The following is a 23,144-nucleotide window of genomic DNA, read 5'->3' on the forward strand; positions in this document are numbered from 1 at the left end:
TCGGCTCCAAATTATTATCACAAATAAAATAAAGGAATAAGCAATGGTAGACTATCATTATTTCAAGAGTAAATTGAATCACTTTTATGGGCGCTATGTAGGATATAATCAACGCCCAGTTTTTTTTGATATTGCTCAAACTGCCCCAGAATTAAATCACATAACACATCATTTTCCCGATATCAAAAGGGAATTTGAAAATGTACAAGCGAATGTGAAAGAATTTCCACGCTACCACGACATAGATCCTGGAGAAACTGCCATATCAAACTCCACAGAAAAAAACTGGAATGTCTTCATGCTGTATCTTCTTGGTTATCAACTCAAGGAAGCCCGTTTATTATGCCCGACACTTTGTAATTTATTGGAAGGAATACCACATCTTATACAAGCTTTTTTCTCGATTTTAGAACCTGGAAAATCAATTCCCCTACATGAAGGCCCCTATATTGGCTATCTAAGATATCATTTAGGAATTCATGTCCCTAAAAACAATCCACCACAAATTTTTGTTAATAACCAGCCTTACACTTGGAAAGAAGGAGAAGCAGTACTTTTTGATGACTCCTGGCCACATGAAGTAAGAAATACAAGTGATGATTTTCGTGCTGTTTTAATCATTGATGTCTTGCGACCTATGCCCTTCTTGCCACAACTGGTCAATCAATTTGTAACCCACGTCATTGCTCGATACTTTTATGGACGCAAGGTAATGAAACGCGCGATGCAGTATGGTGGAGAAGTAAAGCCTTTGGCACTTTAAGTAAACAACGATTATTATCTTTCGAAAATCGTTTAAAATGTTTATCAATCAAGAAGAAAGAAAAGGTCAACTTTAGGTTCAACCCTTATTGAATTAGCTCTGATCAGTCTTTCTCTATACTAAAAAGAGCGATATAAGCATATCTTCATAATTGAAATGCGCTGGTTATTTTATCTTAATGGTTTGTCTTTCTTGAGACTTAATACTTTCTCTTGTTTCCTCAACCATTTTCTCAAATGCGGACACTGAACTTGTCTTTAACCCTAAAAGTTGAGTTGTCAACCCTTGCCCCTTAGCCAAAATTTTATATTCATCTTTATCTTTCAATTCAGCGACAATTTGCTTAAGGCTCTTTTCATCGGTAGCTTCAGCCAGTTTATCCTTGAAATCAGCCAAGATTTCTGTTTTTAAAGCATCGCCTCGCATTTGCTGATATTTTTCTTTAACATTTTTAAAATTTTCCGTGCTTGCCGTATAGCGGTGCTCTCTTCCTTCATCTTTTGTTGCGTATTTATAAGAAAGATATTCAGATAAATTTTCACCTTTAGAGCTCAGCACACTCTCTAATGTTTCATCATTAACATTATTGTTTTTTTCCAGTTTTTGAATAGCAGCAATTTTATGATTCATCAAAGCTTTTGTATTATGCATCCATATTTTCGAATTTGGGTCTGCTACATCTTTTATGAATTGCATTATGCCTACTAAAATTTTAGATTTCCCTATCTTAAAATCTGGATCAGGGGTTGCTCGCTCGTTTGGACTTAATTTACAATCCATAAAGAATGCTGACATTTTGTTAACAGCTGATACTAAACCAGGTTCTACTGTAGACTCTGTGAGAGTTGCAGCTGCTCTACTATAATCTGAAGCTGCTCCCCATAAAGATTGCAAAATAGCATATCCTTTTGGAGATATTGTTTTATCACTTAACTCTGGCCTTAAATCATCTTCCTTTAGATTTTTTTCCTTCATAAATTTATGAAGTTCATTCGCTGCCTTAAGATATCCGCTGATATTACCCTTATCAAGCATGCTATTCGCGTTGTCCCACAGCTTCTTGGCATTTTCCAGATTTTCAATCCTTGTGACTCGTTGAACACCCAGTTCTCTTATTTTGGCTACCTCATCAAGCATTTCTTTAGCATCAGAATAAGGCATCTCATCGTGTTCTTTTTTATGCTCAGCATGCAACTCAAATCTCTTGCTCATCGCTTGATTGTATACTGACTCGATTCGAGCGATTTGCTCTTCGGGCAATAAATTTTTTTCACGTAATAAACGTATAGTTCCTGGTGCCGAAAGATGGGCTCCATCCTCGCTGTATAAATTAAATTCCTCACGCAATCCCATCAGCATAAAATCGATGGGACGCATAATATGAGTTTTGACACTCACTACTTCTGCACCCTCTTTAGGTGCGGTAAAGTCTTTAATAGCTTTATTATAAAACTTCTTGGCTGAAACCATATTGCTGAAAGAGGGTTCTTGTTTGATTTTATCTCGTAACTCTTCCCCTAATTCATAGCGAGGTAAAACAGGTTTTGATGTTAAAATTGACATTGCAGTTGCTTCAACATCAGCCACCATACCGTCTTTTAACATACCAAACAAATCATCAGGCGTACCAATAAGACGGCTTGGATTGATTCCAATAGGATCAGGATATATCTGATTGCTTGCAGTAAAAATACGTTGACATAAATTATTTAATGCATCAAAGACCGGTTTTACTTTTTTAATATCCTCGTCATTTTTAACAATAACAAAGGCATCCAAATCGCTATACTCAGTGGCTTGTGCCTTAGCAAGCGAACCTGCAAAATGGACTTCCATATCTTTTGGCATCTCGACACCAAGCGCGTCAAAGGCATCATAAATCATTTCTTTGTAAATTTGACGTAATCCATTCTCCCACTCCTGCCATGGAGATACTTCATTGCCCTCATTTTCTCGAATTATTTTACTTAGATTCGCCAATTTCTCTTGATATGCTTCAAATTTTTTCTGGGCGGTTGGGGATAGTAATGGTTTGTCTCGTTCATCACTATATAAACTACCAAATTGCTCTTCATTAACACTCATTTTATTTCTCCCCATTATGCCCATGTACTCGAGGATTCATAAGTCTTCAGGTAAGATAAATAATATCTCTCAACTTGTAATTAAGTATATCATTTGGTATATTATGAGATCATTAAGGGTATTGTCTTTACATATAATTTACAATTTACACATCTAATACACAATGACAGGATATCTGAAGTAAGTTTAGGAGGAGTAACGATGCGTTCGGTTATTACACAAATCTGTAATGGTGTTCTTCATGGACAAACCTATCAGTCTGGTTCCAATGATTTAGATAAGGGTAATAGTGAAATCTTTGCATCCAGCCTGTTTGTACATTTGAATGAACAGGGCAAAGAAATTATAAAGCACAAGGATTCTGACGATAAAATAGTCATTGGATATACCAAAGATGGAATGGCTTTTCAAATTGTGGTGGATGGCTTTTATGGATGCGAACGTCAGGCTGTTTTTTCATTTATTGATAACCATGTTCTCCCTTTAATTGATAACTTCTCCTTAGATCTCGCCAGATACCCAGATTCAAAAAAAGTTACCGAATCACTCATTCATACTATTTACTCTTTGCGCAGCAAACATGCTCCATTGGCAGAGTTCACTATGTCTTTATGCGTAACTTATCAAAAGGATGAACAACTGTTTTGTGCTGGATTCGGCATTGGTGACACAGGAATAGCTATCAAAAGAAATGAAGGGCCAATTGAACAATTAGTTTGCCATACAGAAGTTGATGGGTTCAAAGATGCATTTGACAACTACTCATCTTCCAATATCGATTCGGTCATTCAAAGAAATTCTGTCTTTAATACTAAAGTAACGCCCGGTGATGAACTAGTAGGATACACTTATGTTCAACCGGCATTAGAAATGACTGAAAAAGAGTTTGAAGTAGAAACTGTTGATGGCAAAAAAATAAACAAAAAAATAGTAAGACATCTAAATCTCGACCCTGGAAATTTTGATGACAAATACCCATTGTTTTCTCAGTTGCTAAAAGTTGTAAAATCCAAACAAAAACAGCTGGTTGAGCAAGCAAAAGAAACTGGACAAATTCAACGTTTTGGTGATGATTTTACAGTAGGAAGATTAGTCATTCCTGATCAGTTACTAATAAATCAATTAAGAATTCATGCCTTATCAATCGCAGTAAGTGATGGATTACTTTCATATATCAAGAATGAAAATGAAAACAAAGGTTTTCTTGGGTTATATGGTTTCTTCACTGGAGCTGATAAAAATATAGAAAAAGCAACTCTTTATAAAAATCTCATCGTGAAATATCAAAATAATCATTTTATCTCGCTAATTATTCTTTCTGCCCTACTCTCTGATAGTAAAACACAAGTAATGACTCAGTACTTAGTTGACTATCTGGATTTCCCCTCGAAAACATTATTTGCTAATAAAGTTAAAGAATTGCTTTTAAAAGAATTAGAAAATCCACATATGAGAGAAATACTAGGTTCCAGATTAGCAACTGATGTTAAAGAAGAATTAGAAACTAAAATTATTCGTTATATTCATAACCCAATAGGCTCAGATATTGATTCAACGTTAAACCTTTGGATTGTAGATAAAATTAAAACTGCAACTGACTCGAGCCTTACTATTTAGCTATTGCAAATTGATTATGAAAAGAAACTCATACGATATGCTTTAACATATCCTTGAGTTCCTTTTTTACTTGGATAACAACGGCCTTCATTGCTTTTTCAACTGATTTGGACAGCGTCGCATTAAAAGCGACGCTATCAATTTCAATCCCGTATAAAATGATATCCTCAGGCAAATCATTAAGGCTTTGACCTATTTGAAGTGCTTCTGCCACCCCTATTTCATGCGTCGATAACCTGTTTTGAAATGCAAAAATCTCGTTATTTTTTAAGCGATGAATTGTACCTGGGGCACATCCTGATTTTACAGCATCAATTAAAAAAACGACTTTTGCAGGATTCATCAATTCAATCAAACGAAGGCCAGGTCGATCGTGAGATTCTATGATCAGCGTTTTACTAATATAGTGCTCTTTTGACAGTTCTGTCTTAAGACAATTGGCAACCAGCCATCCCGCTTGATCCTCACCAAAAGGTGAACCTATGCCTAAGACTTTTATAAGATTCATATTCTATCGATTTTTAAATTCAAAAAATGAGTAGAGCATGAAATACACGGATCATAATTACGAATGATCATCTCACTAAAATATCTTATCGCTTCCTCCTCCTGATTAAGGCCAAATTGTATTAACGAATGTCTTAAATCTTCTTCAATACGCGCTTGATTTTGGCTAGTGGGAGGAACAATCCGGGCTTGTAAAACCTGGCCACTTTCATCAAAACGATAATGCTGCCACAACAGGCCTCTGGGAGCCTCGGTACAACCTACTCCTTCCCCTGCCTGAGGTCTGATTTCAGGATGAGATTGCTCTGGCAAGTCATATTGTTCCAAAATACGGATAGCTTCCAAAACACAGTAGTACATTTCCACTGCTCGAGCAATAATGCTATGGCACATATTCCGCGAAGGGAATTGAATATTCAGGCTTTGTAAAAGAAGATGAATGGGTACTGGCAAATGCCCAAAGCAATTATTAATACGGGCCAGAGGGCCTACTAAATAGGGTTTATTTTGCAATAAACAGTGCAATGCATTGGAGTAATCCACATGATGCTCTTTGAAATAGCTATCAAATTCTTCTTTGCTTATGTTTAATCCACGATCTGAAACAATTCTTCCTTCATTCATAGGATATTCAGTAGGGTGATAAAGCGAAACACTGGTAAAATCATGAGAATTATCGGGTAAAGATAGGCTGGCAAACCAAGCAATTAACGCTTCGCAATCCGAAACCCGATCTTTTGCCTTGTCTAATATTAATTTGATTTGTGAATGAGAAGGCGCTTTATAAAAACCTCCAACGCAAGCTCCCACTGGATGAACGGATCGCCCCCCTAACAATTTAATCAAATCATTACCAAAAGCCTGAATCCGCAACCCGCATTTCACTTCCTGTGGATATTTCCTTGCCATTTCAGGTGCTGATTGAAATCCTAAAAAATCCGGTAAAGCCAAAAAATAGACGTGCAAGCTATGACTTTCCAACCATTCGCCGCAATAAAACAGGCGACGCATATCGCGAACCCAAGGAGTAGGGCTCAGGTTAAAACATTGTTCTATAGCCTGTGTTGCACTCATTTGGTAAGCAACGGGACATATGCCACAAATGCGGGCTACAAAATCCAACACTTCGTTATAACTTCGACCTTCCAGAAATTTTTCAAATAATCTTGGTGGTTCATATATTCTTAATTTTAATGTGTCAATTTCTCTATCCCGAATGCAAAGCTCAAGAGCCCCCTCGCCTTCCACCCGCGCCAAAATTGGAACATTAATTGAAATGTCTTTACCCATTGCTGATTTTAATTCCCTTAAAGTAATTTCCGGCTTGATTAAATGCAGGTGCCTGATTATTAATATGTAAAAACTGCCTGGCAATCGCTTCTTTGGTTAATCCCATAGATAAAAACCACTCTCCCAAAGAATTGGGATTGGAGTTTTCTTTTGGTCCATAACAAGCATAACATGCCCTGCCCAACGTGGGGCAAAGCGATCCACAGCCTGTTTGAGTTACTGGCCCCATACAAGGTTGTTTTTTGGTCACCAGCACACACACATTCCCTTTTCGTTTGCATTCCATGCATTCAGAATCTTTTTTTATTTTGGGAGTCGCGTTAGATAATAAAAAACGAATCGCCTCCAATACCTGCCAACTATTTACTGGACATCCCCATAACTCCCAATCCACTTTAACGTGATGCGCAATAGCCGTTGAGGTCGTTAAAGTCTTAATATAATTCGGTGAAGCATAAACACTGGCCAACCATTCCCCGGAATCTGCAAAATTACGCAAAGCTTGTATACCGCCGGCGGTAGCACAAGCACCTATGGTAATAAGGTATTGACTGTTCTCACGAATTTTACGTATCCGATGCTCTTCATCAGGAGTTGAAATGCTGCCTTCCACAAAAGCGATATCCACTTTCACATCCACATCCACTATACCTGCCTCTGCAAAATGCACGATTTCAACCAAGTCAGATAAGGTCAACAACGATTCACCCGCATTTAAAAATGCCAATTGACATCCATCACATGAAGTAAATTTATGTACAGCGATACGCGGTTTCATAGCTTCCCTCAGGCATTTTAAAATCCAGATTCTTTGAATAACTCTTTAATCTGGGAATAAGCAAAGACAGGGCCATCTTTGCATACAAATAAACCACCGTATTGACAATGACCGCAATGACCAATACCGCATTCCATGTTTCTCTCCATACTGAGGTAAATGTCGTTTTCAATAATCCCCCTTTGGGTAAACACTTTAACGGCTGTATTCATCATCATTTCAGGTCCACACATCATCACTACCGACTTATCCGGCTGGATAATGATGTTGTCAATCAGATCAGTCACATAACCAACACCCCAAGGCCATTTGGGACCAGCTTGATCTGCGGCTATATAAACTTCAGTATGAGCTGATTTTTGCCATTTGGCATACTGTTTTCTAAAAATAAAATCGTCACTGTGTTTTACTCCCTGCAAAATACTGAGTTTACCGTAATGACGTCGTCTTCCTAAAATATAATTGATAATGGAAACGGATGGCGCACAACCCAATCCTCCGGTTAGAACAATAATGTCTTTGCCTTTCGTTTTTTGCAGCGGCCAGCCCACTCCAAAAGGACCTCGTATTCCAAGACGATCGCCAACCTGCAGTTTTTGCATGGCTTTGGTTACCCGCCCCACAGCCCGGATGGTGTGACTCAGGAAAGTTTTCTTTTTGGGATCCGAGACAATTGAAATGGCCACTTCACCTACCCCATAAAGGTACAGCATATTGAATTGACCAGGATAAAATTGAAATTGCTTATGGTGTTCTTCATCAGTAAAACGCAAATGCAGGGTAAAAATTGAAGAAGACTCCTGGGTGCGTTGAACAATTTCAACTTCTCTTGGCAAGTAAGGATCATAGTCTGATTTATTCACTTTCTATTTTCCTTACATTAGACTCGCCCGAAATCGCTGCCAACTCTTCAGTTATATCAATTCCCACAGGACACCAGGTCACACAACGTCCACATCCCACACAGCCGCTGGTATCAAATTGATCAAACCAGCTTCCAACCTTGTGAGTTAGCCATTGCCTGTATTGCTTTTTTGTGTCATCACGAATAATTTTCCCATTGAGATAAGTATGGCCTGTTGTAAAACAAGAATCCCATTCTCTATGATGTTCGCTGGTACAACCATCCAAGCCTGGTTTTTCAATTTCACTATGACAAAAACAGGTTGGGCATACCAAAGTACAATTACCACAGGATAAACACCGTTCGGCCACGTCATCCCAACGAGGATGATTTAAATTCGAAAACAGCAAATCTCGCAAATCCTTTTTATTATCCAAAGGAATCCTCTTGGTTTGCAAAGCAGCGGCTTGTTTCACATTGTTTTGGGCATCGACACATTGTACGCTTTTTGCATCACACAGATGAAGTTGATTAATAATCTCTTTGCCTCTATCACTACCTGTTTCCACTACAAACCCATCTTCAATTTCCGTCATAAGAATATCAAACGAATTGTTCACTGCAGGACCGGTTCCGGCAGAAACACAAAAACAATTTGCAGAAGAATAGGTACAATTCACAGCAACAACAAATAATTGCTCGCGTCTTCTTTTATAACGAGGATCAGGATTATTGCTTTCTATAAAAACTTTGTCGTGAATGCTCATCGCCGCTAAATCACAAGCGCGAGAACCGATAATGGCAACAGGCAGTTCATCAGGTTGATGTGGTTTAAAGCACAATTTTCCTTGTTCATCACGCTCAACCCTCCAAACCGTTTCCTGTGGTTTGAACAATAGAGGCTTTATTCCTTGAGGGCCATTGGCAAAAGCAAAGGCTTTGCGTTCGGGAATCTGTTCCAGTCGATACCCGCCTGGTTCTTGATAATCACGCATACCCCAAGGTAATTGTTCAGCTCTGCTCAGGACATCATAAACAATCGCACCATCACGCACCTGAGGCCCCACACAGGAATATCCAGCATTTTGCAAAGAATCAATTAAATGTTGCAATTTATCATGAGGCAAAAAACTGGCCGTCTTGTCATTCATCCTCGTCATCCTTTCTTGTCGACCATTATTACTTAATTAACAGATTCTGGGTAATTGCTCTCCGGCCAGCCAATCCACAATTCGTACCCCGCCCAATTTTGTTTTCAGCTGAACAAAACAGCGATGATCTTCAATCACTTCGCCAATGATTGCAGCATGTAAACCTAATGGGTGTGCTTTCATAGCGCTTAATAGCTTCTCTGCCTTTTCAGAAGGACAAATCGCAATTAATTTTCCTTCATTGGCAACATAAAGAGGATCAAGACCTAATAATTCACACGCACTGGCAACCTCAGTACGAATCGGAATTTTACTTTCATCAATGACAAACCCGACTTTGGATTGCAAGGCCAATTCATTCAGTGTTGTTGCGAGCCCGCCACGCGTAGGGTCACGTAAGCAATGAAGCTCCGGGACTGCTTTCACCATCACATCTACAAGCTCATGTAAGGAAGCTGTATCAGACTGCACTCTGGTCTGAAATTCCAGGTTATTGCGATGTGCCATAATAGCCACCCCATGGTCTCCCATAAAACCACTCACAATGACCTTGTCACCAGGCTTGGCTCCATCACCAGAAATATGAATTCCTGCAGGGACAATACCGACTCCGGTTGTCGTAATAAAAATGCCATCGCCTTTCCCTCGCTCCACAACTTTTGTATCGCCGGCAATGATAGCAACACCTGCTTCCCTGGCTGCATCGGCCATCGAATAAACGATTTTTCGCAAATCATTAAGAGGAAATCCTTCCTCAAGAATAAAGCTGGCTGTCAAATATAAAGGTTTTGCCCCTGACATAGCCACATCATTAACCGTTCCATGCACTGACAAAGAACCAATATCCCCGCCAGGAAAAAAAAGGGGGGAAATCACATGAGAATCGGTTGCCATGACCATTCGTCCTGAAGGAACAATAAAACAAGCCTGATCATTTTTCTGTGCCAGCCACTCATTATCAAACGCTGTTAAAAATAATTGTTCGATTAGTTGAGCCATAGCACGACCACCACTGCCATGGGTCAAATTGATAGTGCCTTCCTTCAAATTCAGTTTTGGTCCAGTTAATTTTTTAGTTATCAGGATTTCACTCATAAAGCATTCACCCGTCCATAAGCATAAACAGCAGCGCAAGCTCCTTCCGATGAAACCATACAGGAGCCTAAAGGATTTTCTGGCAGGCAAGCCTTGGCAAACAATTTACAATCAGTTGGCTTTTTTACTCCTCTTAATACCTCTCCACAAAGACACTGCTTATGTTCTTCCGCAGCGCTATCAGGTAATTCAAAACGCTGCTCAGCATCAAACTCAGAAAATGATCCTTTGATTTTTAATGCGCTGGCGGGAATAAAACCCAAGCCACGCCATTCAAAACGATCACGTATTTCCAGGACTTCAGCCATGATTTGTTGCGACAAAAGATTACCCATACGATTTACCGCACGAGTATATTGAATTTCCACTTCACACCGCCCTTCATTCAATTGTTGAATTAACATGAGAATAGAATGCAACACATCCAGGGGTTCAAACCCTGATATCACTATCGGTTTTTGGTATTTTTTACACACATGCTCATAAGGATAGCTTCCTATCACGATACTGACGTGAGCTGGGCCAACAAACCCATCCAGGGCTACTTCATTGGTCTGTAGCAAACTTTCCATCGCAATGGGGGTTAATACATGATTGCAAAATACACTGAAATTGGTGATGTTTAATTTTTTCGCTTGTTTGATGATAAAAGCAGTAGGAGGGGTTGTTGTTTCAAAGCCTATAGCAAAAAATACAACGTCTTTATCAGGGTTTTCCTGAGCGATTTTTAATGCATCATTCGCAGAATAAATCATCCTGACATCAGCGCCACCTGCTTTGGCAGTTAACAAACTTTTTTGTCCAGCACCCGGAACTCGCAGCATGTCAGCGTAGCTGCACAGTATCACTTGAGGCATTGAGGCCAGCGCAATAGCCTTATCAATTCTCGCAACAGGCAAAACGCAAACCGGGCAACCGGGGCCATGAATCATTTCAACATTATTGGGAAGTAAACTGGGGATCCCATAACGATGAATAGCATGCGTGTGACCACCGCAAAACTCCATAAATTGATAATGCCTTTGCGGATTTGCTGTTGCAATAATTTCATTGATAATGACTTGTGCATAAGCGCCATTACGAAACTCTTCTATGTATTTCACTTCAAGCCATCCTTTAGCATCTGGGCAAACAAACTCAGTGTTTTGTTCGCCTCTCTTTCGTCCAGTTTCGTTAATGCGAATCCCGCATGAATGATAACGTATTCCCCCTTAGAAACCTGATCCAAAAGAATGGTGGAAATTTCCTTGGTGATCCCCCCCAAATTAACAACCGCTTTGTTATCTTCCAAAATTTGATCGACCTGCGCCGGCAACGCTAAGCACATAAACCACCCTTATTCATGTATTCCAACAGTCCATGCCTGACCTAATGCAATCCCCCCATCATTTGGTGGAAGCAATCGGGGTAGCAGGGGTTTAATCCCTGAATTAATTAATGAATTAACTAAACCTTCCGCAAGAATTTGGTTCAAAAAACAACCGCCACTCAATAGTATCATGCGCATCCCTTTTTCTCGACAAATTCCTGTCACCCACTCGCTAAGACCTGTTATTAAAGTACCATGGAACAGGTTGGCCCCCAATTGTTGATCTGTCGTGTTTGCTATAAACTGCAAGGTAGGTCGCATATCAAACACATTATCGTTTATCACCCAGCCTTTGTTTAAGACTTGTGGATGAGTCACCATGCTTTCCAATCTCATGGCCGCATGACCTTCAAACAAGGAGAGCGATTCAACACCTAAAAGAGCACTGACCGCATCAAACAGTCGCCCGCAACTGGTAGTCAGTGGACAATGAATCTTTTTTTCTAATATTGGGAGTAAAAATGGCGCTTGAGATTGCTCTTTAAATCGATGTAAAATTTCATCACCCCTACCCAAAGCATGCAAAATTCCAGCAGCCATACGCCAGGGTTCTCTTGCAGCAATTTCTCCTCCGGGCTGAGGAATAGGAAAAAAATGCCCAACGCGCTTAAATATTCCTTTCTCTAATAATAATAATTCGCCCCCCCAAGCTTCACCATTAGTACCCAATCCATAGCCATCCAGAACTAATCCTAATGCAGGTTCCTGAATTCCATATTCTGCTGCAACAGAAGCCAAATGGGCATGATGATGCTGAACTCCATAACAAGGTAAACCAAACTCCTGTGCCAATCTGCTTGTATAAAAGTCAGGATGCCAATCACAGGCGATTCTTTCTGGTTTGACTGCAAGAAATTTTAACAAATGATTCAACGACTCATGAAAATACTCAATCGTCGCTTTATTATTTAAACTGCCTATATGTTGTGAAACAAAAGCATCTTCGCCACGAGTAATACAAAAGGTATTTTTTAAATGTCCTCCCAAGGCCAAAGTAGAAGGGATTTCATAAGGTAACTTTAGAGGAACAGGCACATACCCGCGTGCCCGACGTACTAATAGAGGAGATTCATTAACCATATGAACTACGGAATCATCCGATCGGGTAATAATTTCCCGATCATAGGAAATAATTTTATCTGCTATCGAAATTAAACCTTGCTCAGCTTTTTTATCATCAATAATGAGAGGTTCACCGCCAATATTCGCACTGGTCACAACTAATACTATGGGATGGTACTCATCCAGCCATTGACAATCATCCGGGTTGCCAATGAACGAATTAAAAAGCAAATAATGTAATGGAGTAGAGGGCAGCATAATGCCCAAGTGATTTAAGCCAGGAGCAATCCCATCTGGTAAGATGGCCCTCTTTTTTCTTAACAAGACAATCGGTCTTTCTCTGCTTTCCAATACTAATCTGACCTTGCAGCTTACCTCGGCAATTTCTTCGGCACTTTTCACGTTAGCCACCATCAAAGCGAATGGCTTAGCCTCACGGTTTTTTCTTAGCCTCAATTTTGAAATAGTCTCTTCATTCCGAGCATCACAAATTAATTGATACCCACCCAATCCTTTTAAAGCAATGATTTCTCCCTCACGAATTCTTTGAGCCATCTCATCGACCGACATTGCAAGTTGTGGGCCACAATGAATACAGGCAGTAGGTTGAGCGTGATAGCGACGATTATCAGGATTTAAATAATCGGATTGACACGATTGACAAAGAGGAAACTGGTTCATTGATGTTTGACAACGATCATAGGGCAGATTTCTGGTAATTGTGAACCTTGGACCACAGTGAGTACAATTTAAGAAAGGATAACGATAGTATCTGCTTTGAGGGTCAAATAATTCACCGAGGCATTCAGAACAAATGCAAACATCCGGAGTAATGACAGTACTTGCTATCCCCCGCTGGCTATCAAGAATTTCAAAAGCTCTTTCGTTGGGAACAATCGGCAGTGAAATGAACTCCACGTTATGAATTGCTGCAAGCGGCGGTAATTGCCCTCTTAATTTCGGGATAAATTGAGATAAATAGTTGCCTTGAATTTCTATCAAAACACCTGATGCATTATTTTGCACAAAGCCAGTTAATTCCATTTGCCTGGCAAGTTTATAAACACACGGTCGAAAACCTACTCCTTGCACTAATCCTTGTATGCTAATTTGTACACGTTCCAATGCCATCGGCTACCACTTTTTTATGAAGAAGTCTCAACTTTGGATTTGAAAGAATTTAACAACCAATCGTACCAATCATTCAATCCGACGCCATTTACTGCTGACAGGGTGATAATGTCTATTGACGGATTCGTGCGGCGAACATATTCCTTGCACAAATCCAAATCAAAATTCACATAGGGCAATAGATCTGCTTTGGTTATCAGGAGCAAATCTGCGGAATAAAACATATCAGGGTATTTGAGAGGTTTATTCTCCCCTTCCGTAACAGAAAGAATCACTACTCTGAATTGCTCGCCCAGATGAAATGAAGCTGGACAAACGAGATTGCCCACATTTTCGATAAATAATAAAGACTGTCTTTTTAGGGCGAGATCTTGTATAGCATGGCTAACCATATGGGCATCCAAATGGCATACTTTTCCAGTATTAATTTGCCAGGCATCCCCTCCACTGGATTTTAGCATTTCGGCATCACAATTTGTTTGTTGATCACCTACTATGACAGCAATATCAATTTCCTTACCAAGATCTGAAATGGTTTTGGAAAGCAATGTTGTTTTCCCGGATCCCGGGCTTGACATCAAATTCAAAGCCAAAATTTTATGCCTGAGAAAGTAATCCCGGTTATGAGCAGCAAATTCATTGTTTTGCGCTAAAATATTTTGTTCGATGTCAAATGAATGCTCATGAGGCATAGAATGCTCATGGTGAACTGCATGGTGCCCATTATCCATGGTTTGACCTTTTTCTACTGAACATCCACATATCCCGCACATTATTCCACCACCATTGATTTCACTTTTAATTCTTCACCTTTTGTCAGTGTTAAGGAATGATTGCCGCAAACCAGGCATTCATCATAATACTGTTTTATCGGTACAATTTGTTGACAAGAGTTGCATATTGCTTCACCAGAGATCTCTACAATCGATAATTCTGCATTTTGTGCAATCGTCCCCTGAGCTATCACTTTAAAGCTAAAATTCAATGCGTGCTTATCGACTGCTACTAACTGCCCTATTTCCAGTACAATTTTCTTTACCTTTCGGCATTTCTTGCCAGTAGCTTGTTGCCTGATAATCTCAATAATACGCTTACATAACCATAATTCATGCATCTTTAGCCTGTTTAAAGCAATTTACAGCAATTGATTATAGCAATACCTATACTAAAAAAAGCAATGCCAAACCCTACTAATCTTGAGAAAAATAACGAGGTGCCATCAGCACGCCGAATCAAGCTTGCTACAAAAAACCCATTTAATCCATCCGACATCATCATACCCAGCATAAAAACAAAACCTAATAACCCGGAAAACAGAAAACCTGATAAAGCACTGGCGGAAAGTGAAAACAATACAATTTGACTAATCGTATCAAAAGATAAGGCAAACAACGCACCAATGAGAAGAATGAAGAGAGGATGGGTGTTGCCAGGCAAAATCTTTCGAGATAAATAATTTCTTAAGCTGGTCGGGATGGCGACATGAGAAGAATAATTCACTGTATTCCATAAAGTTAAAAACCCAAACAAGAATAAACAGGTAATCGAGATAATATTACCCATTTCATTTAACCATTCAGGAGTACTCGATGAAACAACTCCTCCACCGATTATTAAACTCACAATAATAACAACCGAACCATGACCTAATGAAAACAAAAATCCAACCATACGTGCTAAAGAAGGCTTATTACGAACGGATCGAGTTATCGCATCAATAGTTGCCAGATGATCCAAATCAAAACCATGACGTATCCCAAGCAAAAGAGCAGCTGAAATCAAAAACCAACCTGAATCGTTCATTAGTATGAAGCCATTATTGTTAAAGACCGCAGACAATATACCAGCACTTCACTGTTTTTATAACCTTCAATAGACTCAGCTTCGCAGAGTAGGTTATCATATGTAGCTATCTATCTTTTGTTTAATGCCTTAAAACTCATTATGCCTAAAACTGCAAAACATAAAAAACTCATCTCTTGTATTGTTCCTGTTTTTAATGAAGAGGCTCTTATTGCTGAATTCATAGTCGCATTGGATAAAACCCTTAAAAATATCGCTTATCCTTATGAAATTCTATTGATAGATGATGGCAGTCAAGATAATACCTACGCAATCATTCAAAAATTAAGAAAAGATTATTTTCTTCGTTGCATTCGTTTCAGTAGAAATTTCGGCAAGGAAAAAGCGATCAGCGCAGGGTTGGATCATGCACGCGGAGATGCTGTGATCTTAATGGATAGTGATTTCCAACATCCGCTTGAATTATTAAGTGAATTTATCGCCAAATGGGAAGACGGTTATGATATGGTTTATGCCGTGAGACAAAATCGTTCTGACGAATCGTGGCTGAAACGAGTTTGTGCCAAAACATTTTATCATCTCACGTCCAAAATAAACCGCATTAACATCCCGGCAAATGCAGGTGATTTTAGATTGCTTGATAGAAAAATTGTCGATGCACTACAAACCCTTCCCGAACGTAATCGCTTCATGAAAGGCTTATACAGCTGGGTCGGTTTTAAACAAATAGCCGTGCCATTTAATGTTCGCCCTCGTAAATCGGGTAGTTCACAATGGAGTTTTTATTCTTTACTGGATTTGGCAATTACTGGTATAACATCGTTTACTGCTTTTCCTCTAAGAATGATTTCCATGGGAGGAATGGGCGTAGCCGCCATAGCCCTTATTTATGCCGCCTGGATTGTATTAAGCACGCTAATCTTTGGCATTGAAACCCCTGGCTGGGCAACCATAGTCACTGCAATCAGTTTTTTTGGCGGATTGCAATTATTTGCTATCGGTGTAGTTGGAGAATACATAGGCCGCGTTTTTGATGAAGTGAAACACAGACCCCACTACATTATCGATGAAGAATCCAGTTTTGATGACCACCGAGATTAAATTATCCCCTTGATTAATTTATTTGAGCCTGTCGTTAAATGGACCTGATATTCCTCGCAATCTTGTACAAATCCATCACTCAAAAAATAATTTAGCTCTCTGATTCGTGCCGCTGCAATAAGGTCACTATTCCAATCGCCTTCGCCAGGATGACACATAATTAACGTATTTGTCGGAACGTTGTTTAACCATTGCCTGAATAAGGATCTGTAGTTCGTTCTGGCAGAAAAATCGTAAATTCCTGCAAAAAAAGGATTATGAGGGATATTTGTTTTCTTTAACTGGCTACTTAAAGTTTTGCCGCCAGTTATTCCCAGAATTTTTGATTTTGCTTGATACCCTGCCATGTTAACTGAAGGGTAAGTGGAACGAATAAAAATACTCTTTCCCTTTAATCGCTGTTCATAAATATCAATAATTATTCGTCTAATAATAGGAAACTGGTGGATATGTTGATGACCATCAATAAAATCTGGCAACTTTCCCATGACTTTTATGAAATGCGCCAATTGAGCATTCAATTCATCAGAAATTAATCTTGAGTTCAAGATACCCAAATGTGATCTGATGAGTAATTCTTTTAAACCAAAACAAAGCTTGTCGGGATGAGATAGAAAATAACCTTCTGTGAGATTAAAATGCAAACCGATGCGAACCTCATTTTTCAACGCTAATAGGTCCTTGGCATAAACATCAAAAGAACTGGCATTGACAATACAGCTTACCCCGGATAAGCGTTGTAAACGAGCCACTTTTAAAATACCCTGAGTAATACCATGATTAAAGCCAAAATCATCAGCACACAAGAATATATTTTTCAGATCACTCATTAAAAACTTCTAATTCCCAAAAAAGTTATAATATCAGGACTTACGAAAAACCCTAAGGTCAAGGCAAAAAATGTTGTTAATGAGGGAGTTTAGATACACTAAATGACCGAATTAAAAACATTTTTTAACAAAGAGATTGGGGGTTTTCGTAAGTCCTGAATATATTATTACCCCTATCCTTTTTGTATAATTATCTGGTAAATCAATATTAAGGATATATACAATCAGTTCGGAATAACTAGGCTGTCTCAGGTTGTTGCGTTTTTGCAACAAACAGACGAGTAGTCAATAAATTAATACAAAGCCCACTAATCACCAGCAATCCGGCAACAAGCTTCCAAAGATAAAATGGCTCTCCCAAAATAAAGACAGAACTCAAAATACCTACAACGGGAACCAATAAAGTGAAAGGTACTACCATGCCAACAGGATAACGGCTTATCAACCAATTCCATACCCCATAACCGACCCAGGTTGAAATATAAACAATATAAAGTACAGAAAAAATACCTTTCCAGGTCATATGTTCATAGGTTGTTACAAAGCTTGCGGGTCCTTCAAAAACTAAAGAAAGTATAAACATGGGCAAACAGGCAACAAAACTACTCCAGACAATCACAGCAATCAGATTGACAGAATGAATTTTTTTCGTAATGAGATTTCCAATGCCCCAGGAAGCCGCTGCAGCAAGAATACATAAAAATCCCATTAAAGACACATTGTGGTCGAAATGTAAGGCCACTACACCAATGCCTATGAATGAAATCAAAGCCCCTATTATCTGGCCGACTTGAGGTTGTTCTCCTAAAAATATTATTGCAAAAAACATACTGAAAAAGACTTGCACTTGCATGAGTAAAGAAGCCACTCCTGGAGTCATGCCCACTCGCAAACCAATAAAAAGCAATGCAAATTGCAAGGCAAACATGATTAACCCATAACCAGCAATAATCTTAAAAGGCACAGCAGGGGGTTTGATAAAAAATACAGCAGGGACACTGGCTAAAAGAAATCTTACCGCGCATAGTAGCAGCGGAGAAAATTCTTCAAGACTAATCTTGACGAAAATAAAATTAATTCCCCAAACGAAAACAACCAATAGAGCTAACAAGAGATGTGCAAAAGGCATGAATGCGTCAACTTTTATAAAAGTCCCTTTATTTTAACCCATAAATATGAAATTTGCTAAGAAACATTAACAATTGAACAAATAAAACTCAAACTGTTTTAACAAATCAATTAGGAATTCTAAAAAAAATTATAGTATTATTAATGTTTTTGGTTTTTAGCAAATCCAAATGTACTTTATTAATACTCTCTTAAGTTTTTTCTGCTAAATTTATGCTAGGTTTAAAAATACATTGACTTTTTTTGCTCACAATGGGGAATTAAATGGCCAAGACTATTACAAAAGACAGTTTTTTTCATAGCCGCTTACAGCAATTTGTAGCCAACTCTCTTTTTCCAGCAGGAGCCGGTGATTGGTATAAAAGCAAAGGCTATGGAAAAAAGGGCGAAGTCGATGACGAAGCTCCTTTTAGAGATTTCGTTGAAAAGCAAAAAACTGATAAAAAATCACACTATTATAAAGAGTTTCAAGGCCTGGATTTAAGTCTGAAAAAAGTCAAAACAAAGCTGGTTTCTGGTGAATCATGCCAGTTGGAAGTCATGAAATGTCAACCAGAGTCTTATGAGCCTAAAAAGCCCGGCACCGGAAAACACATTGTCTATTTTCCCGGAGCAAATACTTATTACCAAGCCTGTTTTCGTGATATCAGCACAGCTTGCAAAGAAACTGGAGCAACAGTACATGCTTTTAATTTTCCAGGAACAGGACTTAGTTCAGGAAAGGTGAGAGAGGCAAATGACTTAATCAATGCCGGTATTTCTGTGGTATCTTCGTTGATTAAACAAGGCGTGCACCCCGACGATATTATTTTACAGGGTGATTGCTACGGAGCAAGCATTGCATTAGAGGTAAAAAAGCAATTAGAAGACCAGGCAGACATCAAAGTTCGTGCAATCATGAACAATGTTTTCAAGTCATTTAAAGCAGCCGTTTGCGATATGATTACCCAATCTCCATGGCTACCTAATATATTAAAAAGCATTGTTAAAAGATTGTTAGAATTTACTGGCTGGCATGTTACTCCGGGAAAAAAATATAAACATGCCGATCCTTACCAATGTCATATTCAACATTTGGGAGATCAAACGCTAGAATCGTCAACATTATCAGGTAAAGTCAGCAAATATCATCATGAAATACAAACTGGGCAAACCAAATCTCAAAAAAGGGCTCCCATTACCGATACTTGTCCAGAAGAGTATCGAAAGGATCGCGATGAATTGGATAGGAAACATTATGTTCGAGTCAAAGAAAGCGCTAAAGAACGCCTGGCTTCCAAATTTGGAGTAGATAAATTTGGAAGGGTCAACGCTCACTTTGCCGATTTGTGCGAACTGGAAATGTTGGATGGGCAATCGGTGTATCAAGGCTTTGTCAATGACTATATTGCCAGATCGAATGCTTATATCGAAAAACACCCTCAAAAAGGTATTAAAGAAGTTCAGGATGATTTACGTAAATTACATTACCTGCAACCAGCTGATTCCATAGAGATTACTGAAGATGAGGCTCAGGATTTTAATACGGTAGTGGATCTGATTACGGAAGAACAACAACTAAAGCATGATCGATTCAACGATAATACAATAGTAAAAGCATCTCTATGTAATTGAAAGTACTGACTGGCAGGACTATTCAGCTTTTGCCAGTCAGTTGCCTCGAACAAAATCCTTGTGCTTCAACGCCAAGGGCACTATTAAATTTACTGGACATATTCTGAAATGCAATCAGTGCTGTCAATTCAATGATTTCCTGTTCAGAATAATACAATTTCAATTGATTGAAACACTCATCATCAGGACGTTGATCAGAATAAGTTACTTTTTCAGCATAATCCAATGCCGCTTTTTCTTCTGGTGAAAATAATGAGGAACTCCTCCATTTCGCCAGTTGTTTATACTGTGCTTCACTTCCAGCCCTTTTAATTAAAGTTGCTGAATTAATATCAACACAAAACGCACACCAGTTAATTTGAGAAACCCTGACAGTGATGAGAGAACGTAATATTGGGGAAAGTGGTGATTTTTTTCTGTCTATCACGCCATACATAGCAGCAACTGCCAAAAATAACCTGGGAATTCTTGCCCAAATCAAAGCAGGTTCGAGTATTTGGCCGTATTTTCTTTTTTGATTCCAGAAGAATGGTTTTAAATACCAGGGAGTCTTCTTGATATTTTTTTCCAAAATTCTCATGCATAATTATCCTTTTTATGAATACTGAATTAATAGCATGGAATAAGAATGAAAGAAATTATTTTGGCAACCAGTAACCCTGGAAAAATAAAAGAATTAGAACAATTACTAGCCCCCACCATATGCATTCCCCAAGCCGACTTGGGTATATCTGATGCGGAAGAAACAGGATTAAGTTTTATAGAAAATGCCATTCTTAAAGCCCGTCATGCCAGTTCCTTAGCCAATAAGCCAGCTTTAGCCGATGACTCGGGGCTTGTAGTTCCTTCTTTAAATGGGGAGCCAGGCATCTATTCAGCACGCTATGCTGGAATAATGGCAAATGACGAGGGCAATATTCAACAATTATTAAGGAAAATGGCCAATTTATCTCAAGAACAAAGGCAAGCCTATTTTTATTGTACGATAGCGCTAATGCAACATGCCAAAGATCCAACACCGCTAATTGCCACAGGAGTATTTCATGGTGTCATTAGCATGGAACCTTCTGGAACAAATGGCTTTGGGTATGACCCGGTATTTTATCTCAACGAATATCAATGCACAGCCGCTGAATTACCTGCTAAAATTAAAAATAGGATTAGTCATCGCGCAAAAGCTTTAAACCAATTACGCGCCCTTCTTCCAGATTGATATGAACACTGAAGTAGATGCTCTTTTTGCACAAGCCTATAAGCTTCAATATGAAGGACAATTACCTCAAGCCATTAGCTTGTATGAACAAATACTTGCCCAATCACCAAAGCACACGGAAACTCTGCATTTCCTGGGGTTAACCTATGCTCAATTGGGTGATATGGAAAATGCCATTCTATATTTTTTACAAGCCAGAAAAATTAACCCCAATGACGTGGGTATACTCAATAATCTCGCTAACGCTTATAAAAAGGCAGGTCAATTAGACGAAGCAATTAAATACTACCAGCAAGCCATTGAGATTAAGCCAGAGTATGCCCAGGCTCATAATAATCTGGCAGCCACCTACGCACTACTCAACAATTACCAGAAAGCGTTGCATCATTACGTGATTGCAGTGAATACAGAACCTGATTTTAGCGCAGCTCACTTTAATTTAGGTTTGTTACTTCTCAAAAATCAACAATTGTCTGCTGCCAAAAAACAATTTAATAATGTGATAGCTCTAAATCCCCAGCACAGAGAAGCTCAATTTTATTTAGGTATTTTGCATTTGGAAGACAATTCACTCGCAGAAGCAGAACAGGCATTTTATAAAGTGTTAGAGCAAGATCATGAACATGTCCAATCCCTAATTAACCTGGGTGTGATCGCTTTGAAAAGAGAACAAAACCAATCAGCTGTTGATTATTTTACCAAAGCATTGGCTTTGGATAATGAAGACATTGATGCACGTAATAATTTAGCAGCTACCTTCATGCATCACGATCGATTTGAAAATGCGCTCATGCATTATGATGTTTTACTGAAAAAAGAACCAAATAATCTGGAGTATTTATACAATTCCGGAGTTGCTCAAATGGCATTGGGGCATCTCAATGAAGCCACCCTTTTGTTTGATCAGATTTTAACATTACAAAGTGATCACACCCCATCTTTGAATAATCTGGCTGCTATTTATTTAAAAATGGACATGCGAGAGACTGCGCGCGAATATCTTGAGCGCGCTCTGGTGATCAACCCTAATGATGTGGTCAGCAAGCATATGCTGAATGCCATTACAGGCACAACGAACGTTAATACTACAGAAAAATATGCCCAAAATTTATTTAATAATTACGCCTTGTATTATGACCAACACATGCAAGGTGAATTACACTATAGAATTCCTCATCACATTGGCCGCCTCATCCACCAACTTCAAATTTTGCAAATCAGCCACTCTTTGGACTTAGGCTGTGGTACTGGATTGACAGGTATTGTGCTCCGTGAAATAAGCAAACACTTAACTGGAGTGGATATAGCAGAAAAAATGATAGCTCGAGCAAAAGAAAAAAACATCTATGATCTTTTGGTATGCTCAGAATTAATCAATTTTTTAAGAAAAGATAGAAACGATTACGATTTAGCGGTCGCTGCAGATGTCCTACCCTATTTTGGTAATCTGGATGATATTTTTAATTACATCAGTCAACATCTGAAGCAAGAAGGGTATTTTATTTTCACGACTGAAATCAGCACAACAACTCCATGGAAACTGGAAAGCAGTGCCCGATTTAGCCATCAACCCGAATACATAGAAAGCTTAATCAATAAATACCAATTTCATCTTATAAAACAAGAGAAAATACCAGGCCGCACCCAAAACAAACAAGTGCTGGAAGTCATGCTGTATTGCATTAAGAAATCAACATCTTGTTTTGTTTCCAACTGAACTTACGAAAACCCCTAATTTCTTTGTTAAAAAGTAACCGCTAACA

21 protein-coding genes and 1 pseudogene are annotated in these 23,144 nt (G+C 38.8%); 6 read left to right on the forward strand and 16 right to left on the reverse strand.

Annotation, left to right across the window (positions count from 1 at the left end; all coding sequences use genetic code 11):
• Positions 1-43 precede the first annotated feature (43 nt).
• Positions 44-763 (forward strand): aspartyl/asparaginyl beta-hydroxylase domain-containing protein, encoded by a 720-nt coding sequence (locus OQJ02_RS12285; protein WP_265719299.1) that lies wholly within the window; start codon positions 44-46, stop codon positions 761-763.
• A gap of 165 nt (positions 764-928) precedes the next feature.
• On the opposite strand, the gene sidM is transcribed toward OQJ02_RS12285, so the two are convergent.
• A complete protein-coding gene (gene sidM, locus OQJ02_RS12290; protein WP_265719300.1) occupies positions 929-2,872 on the reverse strand; it encodes a Dot/Icm T4SS effector guanine nucleotide-exchange factor DrrA/SidM in 1,944 nt (647 codons plus the stop codon).
• A 69-nt stretch (positions 2,873-2,941) separates the two neighbouring features.
• Between sidM and sidD the strand changes: the two genes are divergently transcribed.
• Complete coding sequence (gene sidD / locus OQJ02_RS12295) at positions 2,942-4,465, forward strand: T4SS effector deAMPylase SidD (RefSeq protein ID WP_265719301.1); 1,524 nt, start codon at positions 2,942-2,944, stop codon at positions 4,463-4,465.
• Between the two features lie 28 nt (positions 4,466-4,493).
• Here sidD and OQJ02_RS12300 read toward each other — a convergent pair whose 3' ends face one another.
• The 12 genes from OQJ02_RS12300 to OQJ02_RS12355 are packed head-to-tail and all read right to left on the reverse strand — an operon-like array spanning position 4,494 to position 15,495.
• Complete coding sequence (locus tag OQJ02_RS12300; protein ID WP_265719302.1) at positions 4,494-4,973, reverse strand: hydrogenase maturation protease; 480 nt, start codon at positions 4,971-4,973, stop codon at positions 4,494-4,496.
• Positions 4,970-6,262, reverse strand: coding sequence for a Ni/Fe hydrogenase subunit alpha (locus OQJ02_RS12305; RefSeq protein ID WP_265719303.1), 1,293 nt, complete (start codon positions 6,260-6,262; stop codon positions 4,970-4,972). Before OQJ02_RS12305 ends, OQJ02_RS12300 begins: the two co-directional genes overlap by 4 nt.
• Positions 6,255-7,040, reverse strand: coding sequence for a sulfhydrogenase subunit delta (locus OQJ02_RS12310; RefSeq protein WP_265719304.1), 786 nt, complete (start codon positions 7,038-7,040; stop codon positions 6,255-6,257). The genes OQJ02_RS12305 and OQJ02_RS12310 overlap by 8 nt, the downstream gene beginning before the upstream one ends.
• A 17-nt stretch (positions 7,041-7,057) precedes the next feature.
• Complete coding sequence (locus tag OQJ02_RS12315; protein ID WP_265719305.1) at positions 7,058-7,903, reverse strand: FAD/NAD(P)-binding protein; 846 nt, start codon at positions 7,901-7,903, stop codon at positions 7,058-7,060.
• Entirely contained in the window at positions 7,896-9,035 is a 1,140-nt protein-coding gene (locus OQJ02_RS12320) for a 4Fe-4S dicluster domain-containing protein (RefSeq protein ID WP_265719306.1), read from the reverse strand. The genes OQJ02_RS12315 and OQJ02_RS12320 overlap by 8 nt, the downstream gene beginning before the upstream one ends.
• A 36-nt stretch (positions 9,036-9,071) precedes the next feature.
• Positions 9,072-10,130 (reverse strand): hydrogenase expression/formation protein HypE, encoded by a 1,059-nt coding sequence (gene hypE / locus OQJ02_RS12325; RefSeq protein WP_265719307.1) that lies wholly within the window; start codon positions 10,128-10,130, stop codon positions 9,072-9,074.
• Entirely contained in the window at positions 10,127-11,233 is a 1,107-nt protein-coding gene (hypD, locus tag OQJ02_RS12330; protein WP_265719308.1) for a hydrogenase formation protein HypD, read from the reverse strand. The genes hypE and hypD overlap by 4 nt, the downstream gene beginning before the upstream one ends.
• Positions 11,230-11,457, reverse strand: coding sequence for a HypC/HybG/HupF family hydrogenase formation chaperone (locus OQJ02_RS12335; protein WP_265719309.1), 228 nt, complete (start codon positions 11,455-11,457; stop codon positions 11,230-11,232). Before OQJ02_RS12335 ends, hypD begins: the two co-directional genes overlap by 4 nt.
• A 9-nt stretch (positions 11,458-11,466) precedes the next feature.
• Positions 11,467-13,692 carry a carbamoyltransferase HypF gene (hypF, locus tag OQJ02_RS12340; RefSeq protein ID WP_265719310.1) on the reverse strand — a complete coding sequence of 742 codons (2,226 nt, stop codon included), beginning with the start codon at positions 13,690-13,692 and terminating at the stop codon, positions 11,467-11,469.
• 14 nt (positions 13,693-13,706) lie between these two features.
• Complete coding sequence (hypB, locus tag OQJ02_RS12345; protein WP_265719311.1) at positions 13,707-14,465, reverse strand: hydrogenase nickel incorporation protein HypB; 759 nt, start codon at positions 14,463-14,465, stop codon at positions 13,707-13,709.
• The gene (gene hypA, locus OQJ02_RS12350) at positions 14,465-14,806 is read right to left on the reverse strand and encodes a hydrogenase maturation nickel metallochaperone HypA (RefSeq protein ID WP_265719312.1); all 342 of its coding nucleotides are present in this window, start codon (positions 14,804-14,806) and stop codon (positions 14,465-14,467) included. Before hypA ends, hypB begins: the two co-directional genes overlap by 1 nt.
• A gap of 11 nt (positions 14,807-14,817) precedes the next feature.
• Positions 14,818-15,495 (reverse strand): DNA repair protein, encoded by a 678-nt coding sequence (locus tag OQJ02_RS12355; protein WP_265719313.1) that lies wholly within the window; start codon positions 15,493-15,495, stop codon positions 14,818-14,820.
• 141 nt (positions 15,496-15,636) lie between these two features.
• Between OQJ02_RS12355 and OQJ02_RS12360 the strand changes: the two genes are divergently transcribed.
• Entirely contained in the window at positions 15,637-16,596 is a 960-nt protein-coding gene (locus OQJ02_RS12360) for a glycosyltransferase family 2 protein (RefSeq protein ID WP_265719314.1), read from the forward strand.
• Here OQJ02_RS12360 and OQJ02_RS12365 read toward each other — a convergent pair.
• Complete coding sequence (locus tag OQJ02_RS12365; RefSeq protein ID WP_265719315.1) at positions 16,593-17,426, reverse strand: ChbG/HpnK family deacetylase; 834 nt, start codon at positions 17,424-17,426, stop codon at positions 16,593-16,595. The genes OQJ02_RS12360 and OQJ02_RS12365 overlap by 4 nt on opposite strands.
• 238 nt (positions 17,427-17,664) lie before the next feature.
• A complete protein-coding gene (locus tag OQJ02_RS12370) occupies positions 17,665-18,555 on the reverse strand; it encodes an EamA family transporter (protein ID WP_265719316.1) in 891 nt (296 codons plus the stop codon).
• A gap of 263 nt (positions 18,556-18,818) precedes the next feature.
• Here OQJ02_RS12370 and sdbB point away from each other — a divergent pair.
• Positions 18,819-20,164 (forward strand): annotated as a pseudogene (sdbB, locus tag OQJ02_RS12375) (Dot/Icm T4SS effector SdbB).
• A gap of 26 nt (positions 20,165-20,190) precedes the next feature.
• On the opposite strand, the gene OQJ02_RS12380 reads toward sdbB, so the two are convergent.
• A complete protein-coding gene (locus tag OQJ02_RS12380; protein ID WP_011216364.1) occupies positions 20,191-20,748 on the reverse strand; it encodes a carboxymuconolactone decarboxylase family protein in 558 nt (185 codons plus the stop codon).
• Between the two features lie 48 nt (positions 20,749-20,796).
• On the opposite strand from OQJ02_RS12380, the gene rdgB reads away from it, so the two are divergent.
• Both rdgB and OQJ02_RS12390 read left to right on the forward strand, forming a co-directional pair.
• Entirely contained in the window at positions 20,797-21,381 is a 585-nt protein-coding gene (rdgB, locus tag OQJ02_RS12385) for an RdgB/HAM1 family non-canonical purine NTP pyrophosphatase (protein WP_265719318.1), read from the forward strand.
• Between the two features lies 1 nt (position 21,382).
• Entirely contained in the window at positions 21,383-23,098 is a 1,716-nt protein-coding gene (locus OQJ02_RS12390) for a tetratricopeptide repeat protein (protein WP_265719319.1), read from the forward strand.
• Positions 23,099-23,144: the final 46 nt, after the last annotated feature.

Origin of the sequence: Legionella sp. PATHC032, assembly GCF_026191185.1 — a bacterium.
Classification (GTDB): Bacteria; Pseudomonadota; Gammaproteobacteria; order Legionellales; family Legionellaceae; genus Legionella.

What these genes read in the sequence shown, in the direction of transcription:
- OQJ02_RS12285 (WP_265719299.1), top strand. Translation starts at nt 44, where the DNA reads ATGGTAGACTATCATTATTTCAAGAGTAAATTGAATCACTTTTATGGG.
- sidM (WP_265719300.1), bottom strand. Translation starts at nt 2,872, where the DNA reads ATGGGCATAATGGGGAGAAATAAAATGAGTGTTAATGAAGAGCAATTT.
- OQJ02_RS12300 (WP_265719302.1), bottom strand. Translation starts at nt 4,973, where the DNA reads ATGAATCTTATAAAAGTCTTAGGCATAGGTTCACCTTTTGGTGAGGAT.
- OQJ02_RS12305 (WP_265719303.1), bottom strand. Translation starts at nt 6,262, where the DNA reads ATGGGTAAAGACATTTCAATTAATGTTCCAATTTTGGCGCGGGTGGAA.
- OQJ02_RS12310 (WP_265719304.1), bottom strand. Translation starts at nt 7,040, where the DNA reads ATGAAACCGCGTATCGCTGTACATAAATTTACTTCATGTGATGGATGT.
- OQJ02_RS12320 (WP_265719306.1), bottom strand. Translation starts at nt 9,035, where the DNA reads ATGAATGACAAGACGGCCAGTTTTTTGCCTCATGATAAATTGCAACAT.
- hypE (WP_265719307.1), bottom strand. Translation starts at nt 10,130, where the DNA reads ATGAGTGAAATCCTGATAACTAAAAAATTAACTGGACCAAAACTGAAT.
- OQJ02_RS12335 (WP_265719309.1), bottom strand. Translation starts at nt 11,457, where the DNA reads ATGTGCTTAGCGTTGCCGGCGCAGGTCGATCAAATTTTGGAAGATAAC.
- hypF (WP_265719310.1), bottom strand. Translation starts at nt 13,692, where the DNA reads ATGGCATTGGAACGTGTACAAATTAGCATACAAGGATTAGTGCAAGGA.
- hypB (WP_265719311.1), bottom strand. Translation starts at nt 14,465, where the DNA reads ATGTGCGGGATATGTGGATGTTCAGTAGAAAAAGGTCAAACCATGGAT.
- hypA (WP_265719312.1), bottom strand. Translation starts at nt 14,806, where the DNA reads ATGCATGAATTATGGTTATGTAAGCGTATTATTGAGATTATCAGGCAA.
- OQJ02_RS12355 (WP_265719313.1), bottom strand. Translation starts at nt 15,495, where the DNA reads ATGAACGATTCAGGTTGGTTTTTGATTTCAGCTGCTCTTTTGCTTGGG.
- OQJ02_RS12360 (WP_265719314.1), top strand. Translation starts at nt 15,637, where the DNA reads ATGCCTAAAACTGCAAAACATAAAAAACTCATCTCTTGTATTGTTCCT.
- OQJ02_RS12365 (WP_265719315.1), bottom strand. Translation starts at nt 17,426, where the DNA reads ATGAGTGATCTGAAAAATATATTCTTGTGTGCTGATGATTTTGGCTTT.
- OQJ02_RS12370 (WP_265719316.1), bottom strand. Translation starts at nt 18,555, where the DNA reads ATGCCTTTTGCACATCTCTTGTTAGCTCTATTGGTTGTTTTCGTTTGG.
- OQJ02_RS12380 (WP_011216364.1), bottom strand. Translation starts at nt 20,748, where the DNA reads ATGAGAATTTTGGAAAAAAATATCAAGAAGACTCCCTGGTATTTAAAA.
- rdgB (WP_265719318.1), top strand. Translation starts at nt 20,797, where the DNA reads ATGAAAGAAATTATTTTGGCAACCAGTAACCCTGGAAAAATAAAAGAA.
- OQJ02_RS12390 (WP_265719319.1), top strand. Translation starts at nt 21,383, where the DNA reads ATGAACACTGAAGTAGATGCTCTTTTTGCACAAGCCTATAAGCTTCAA.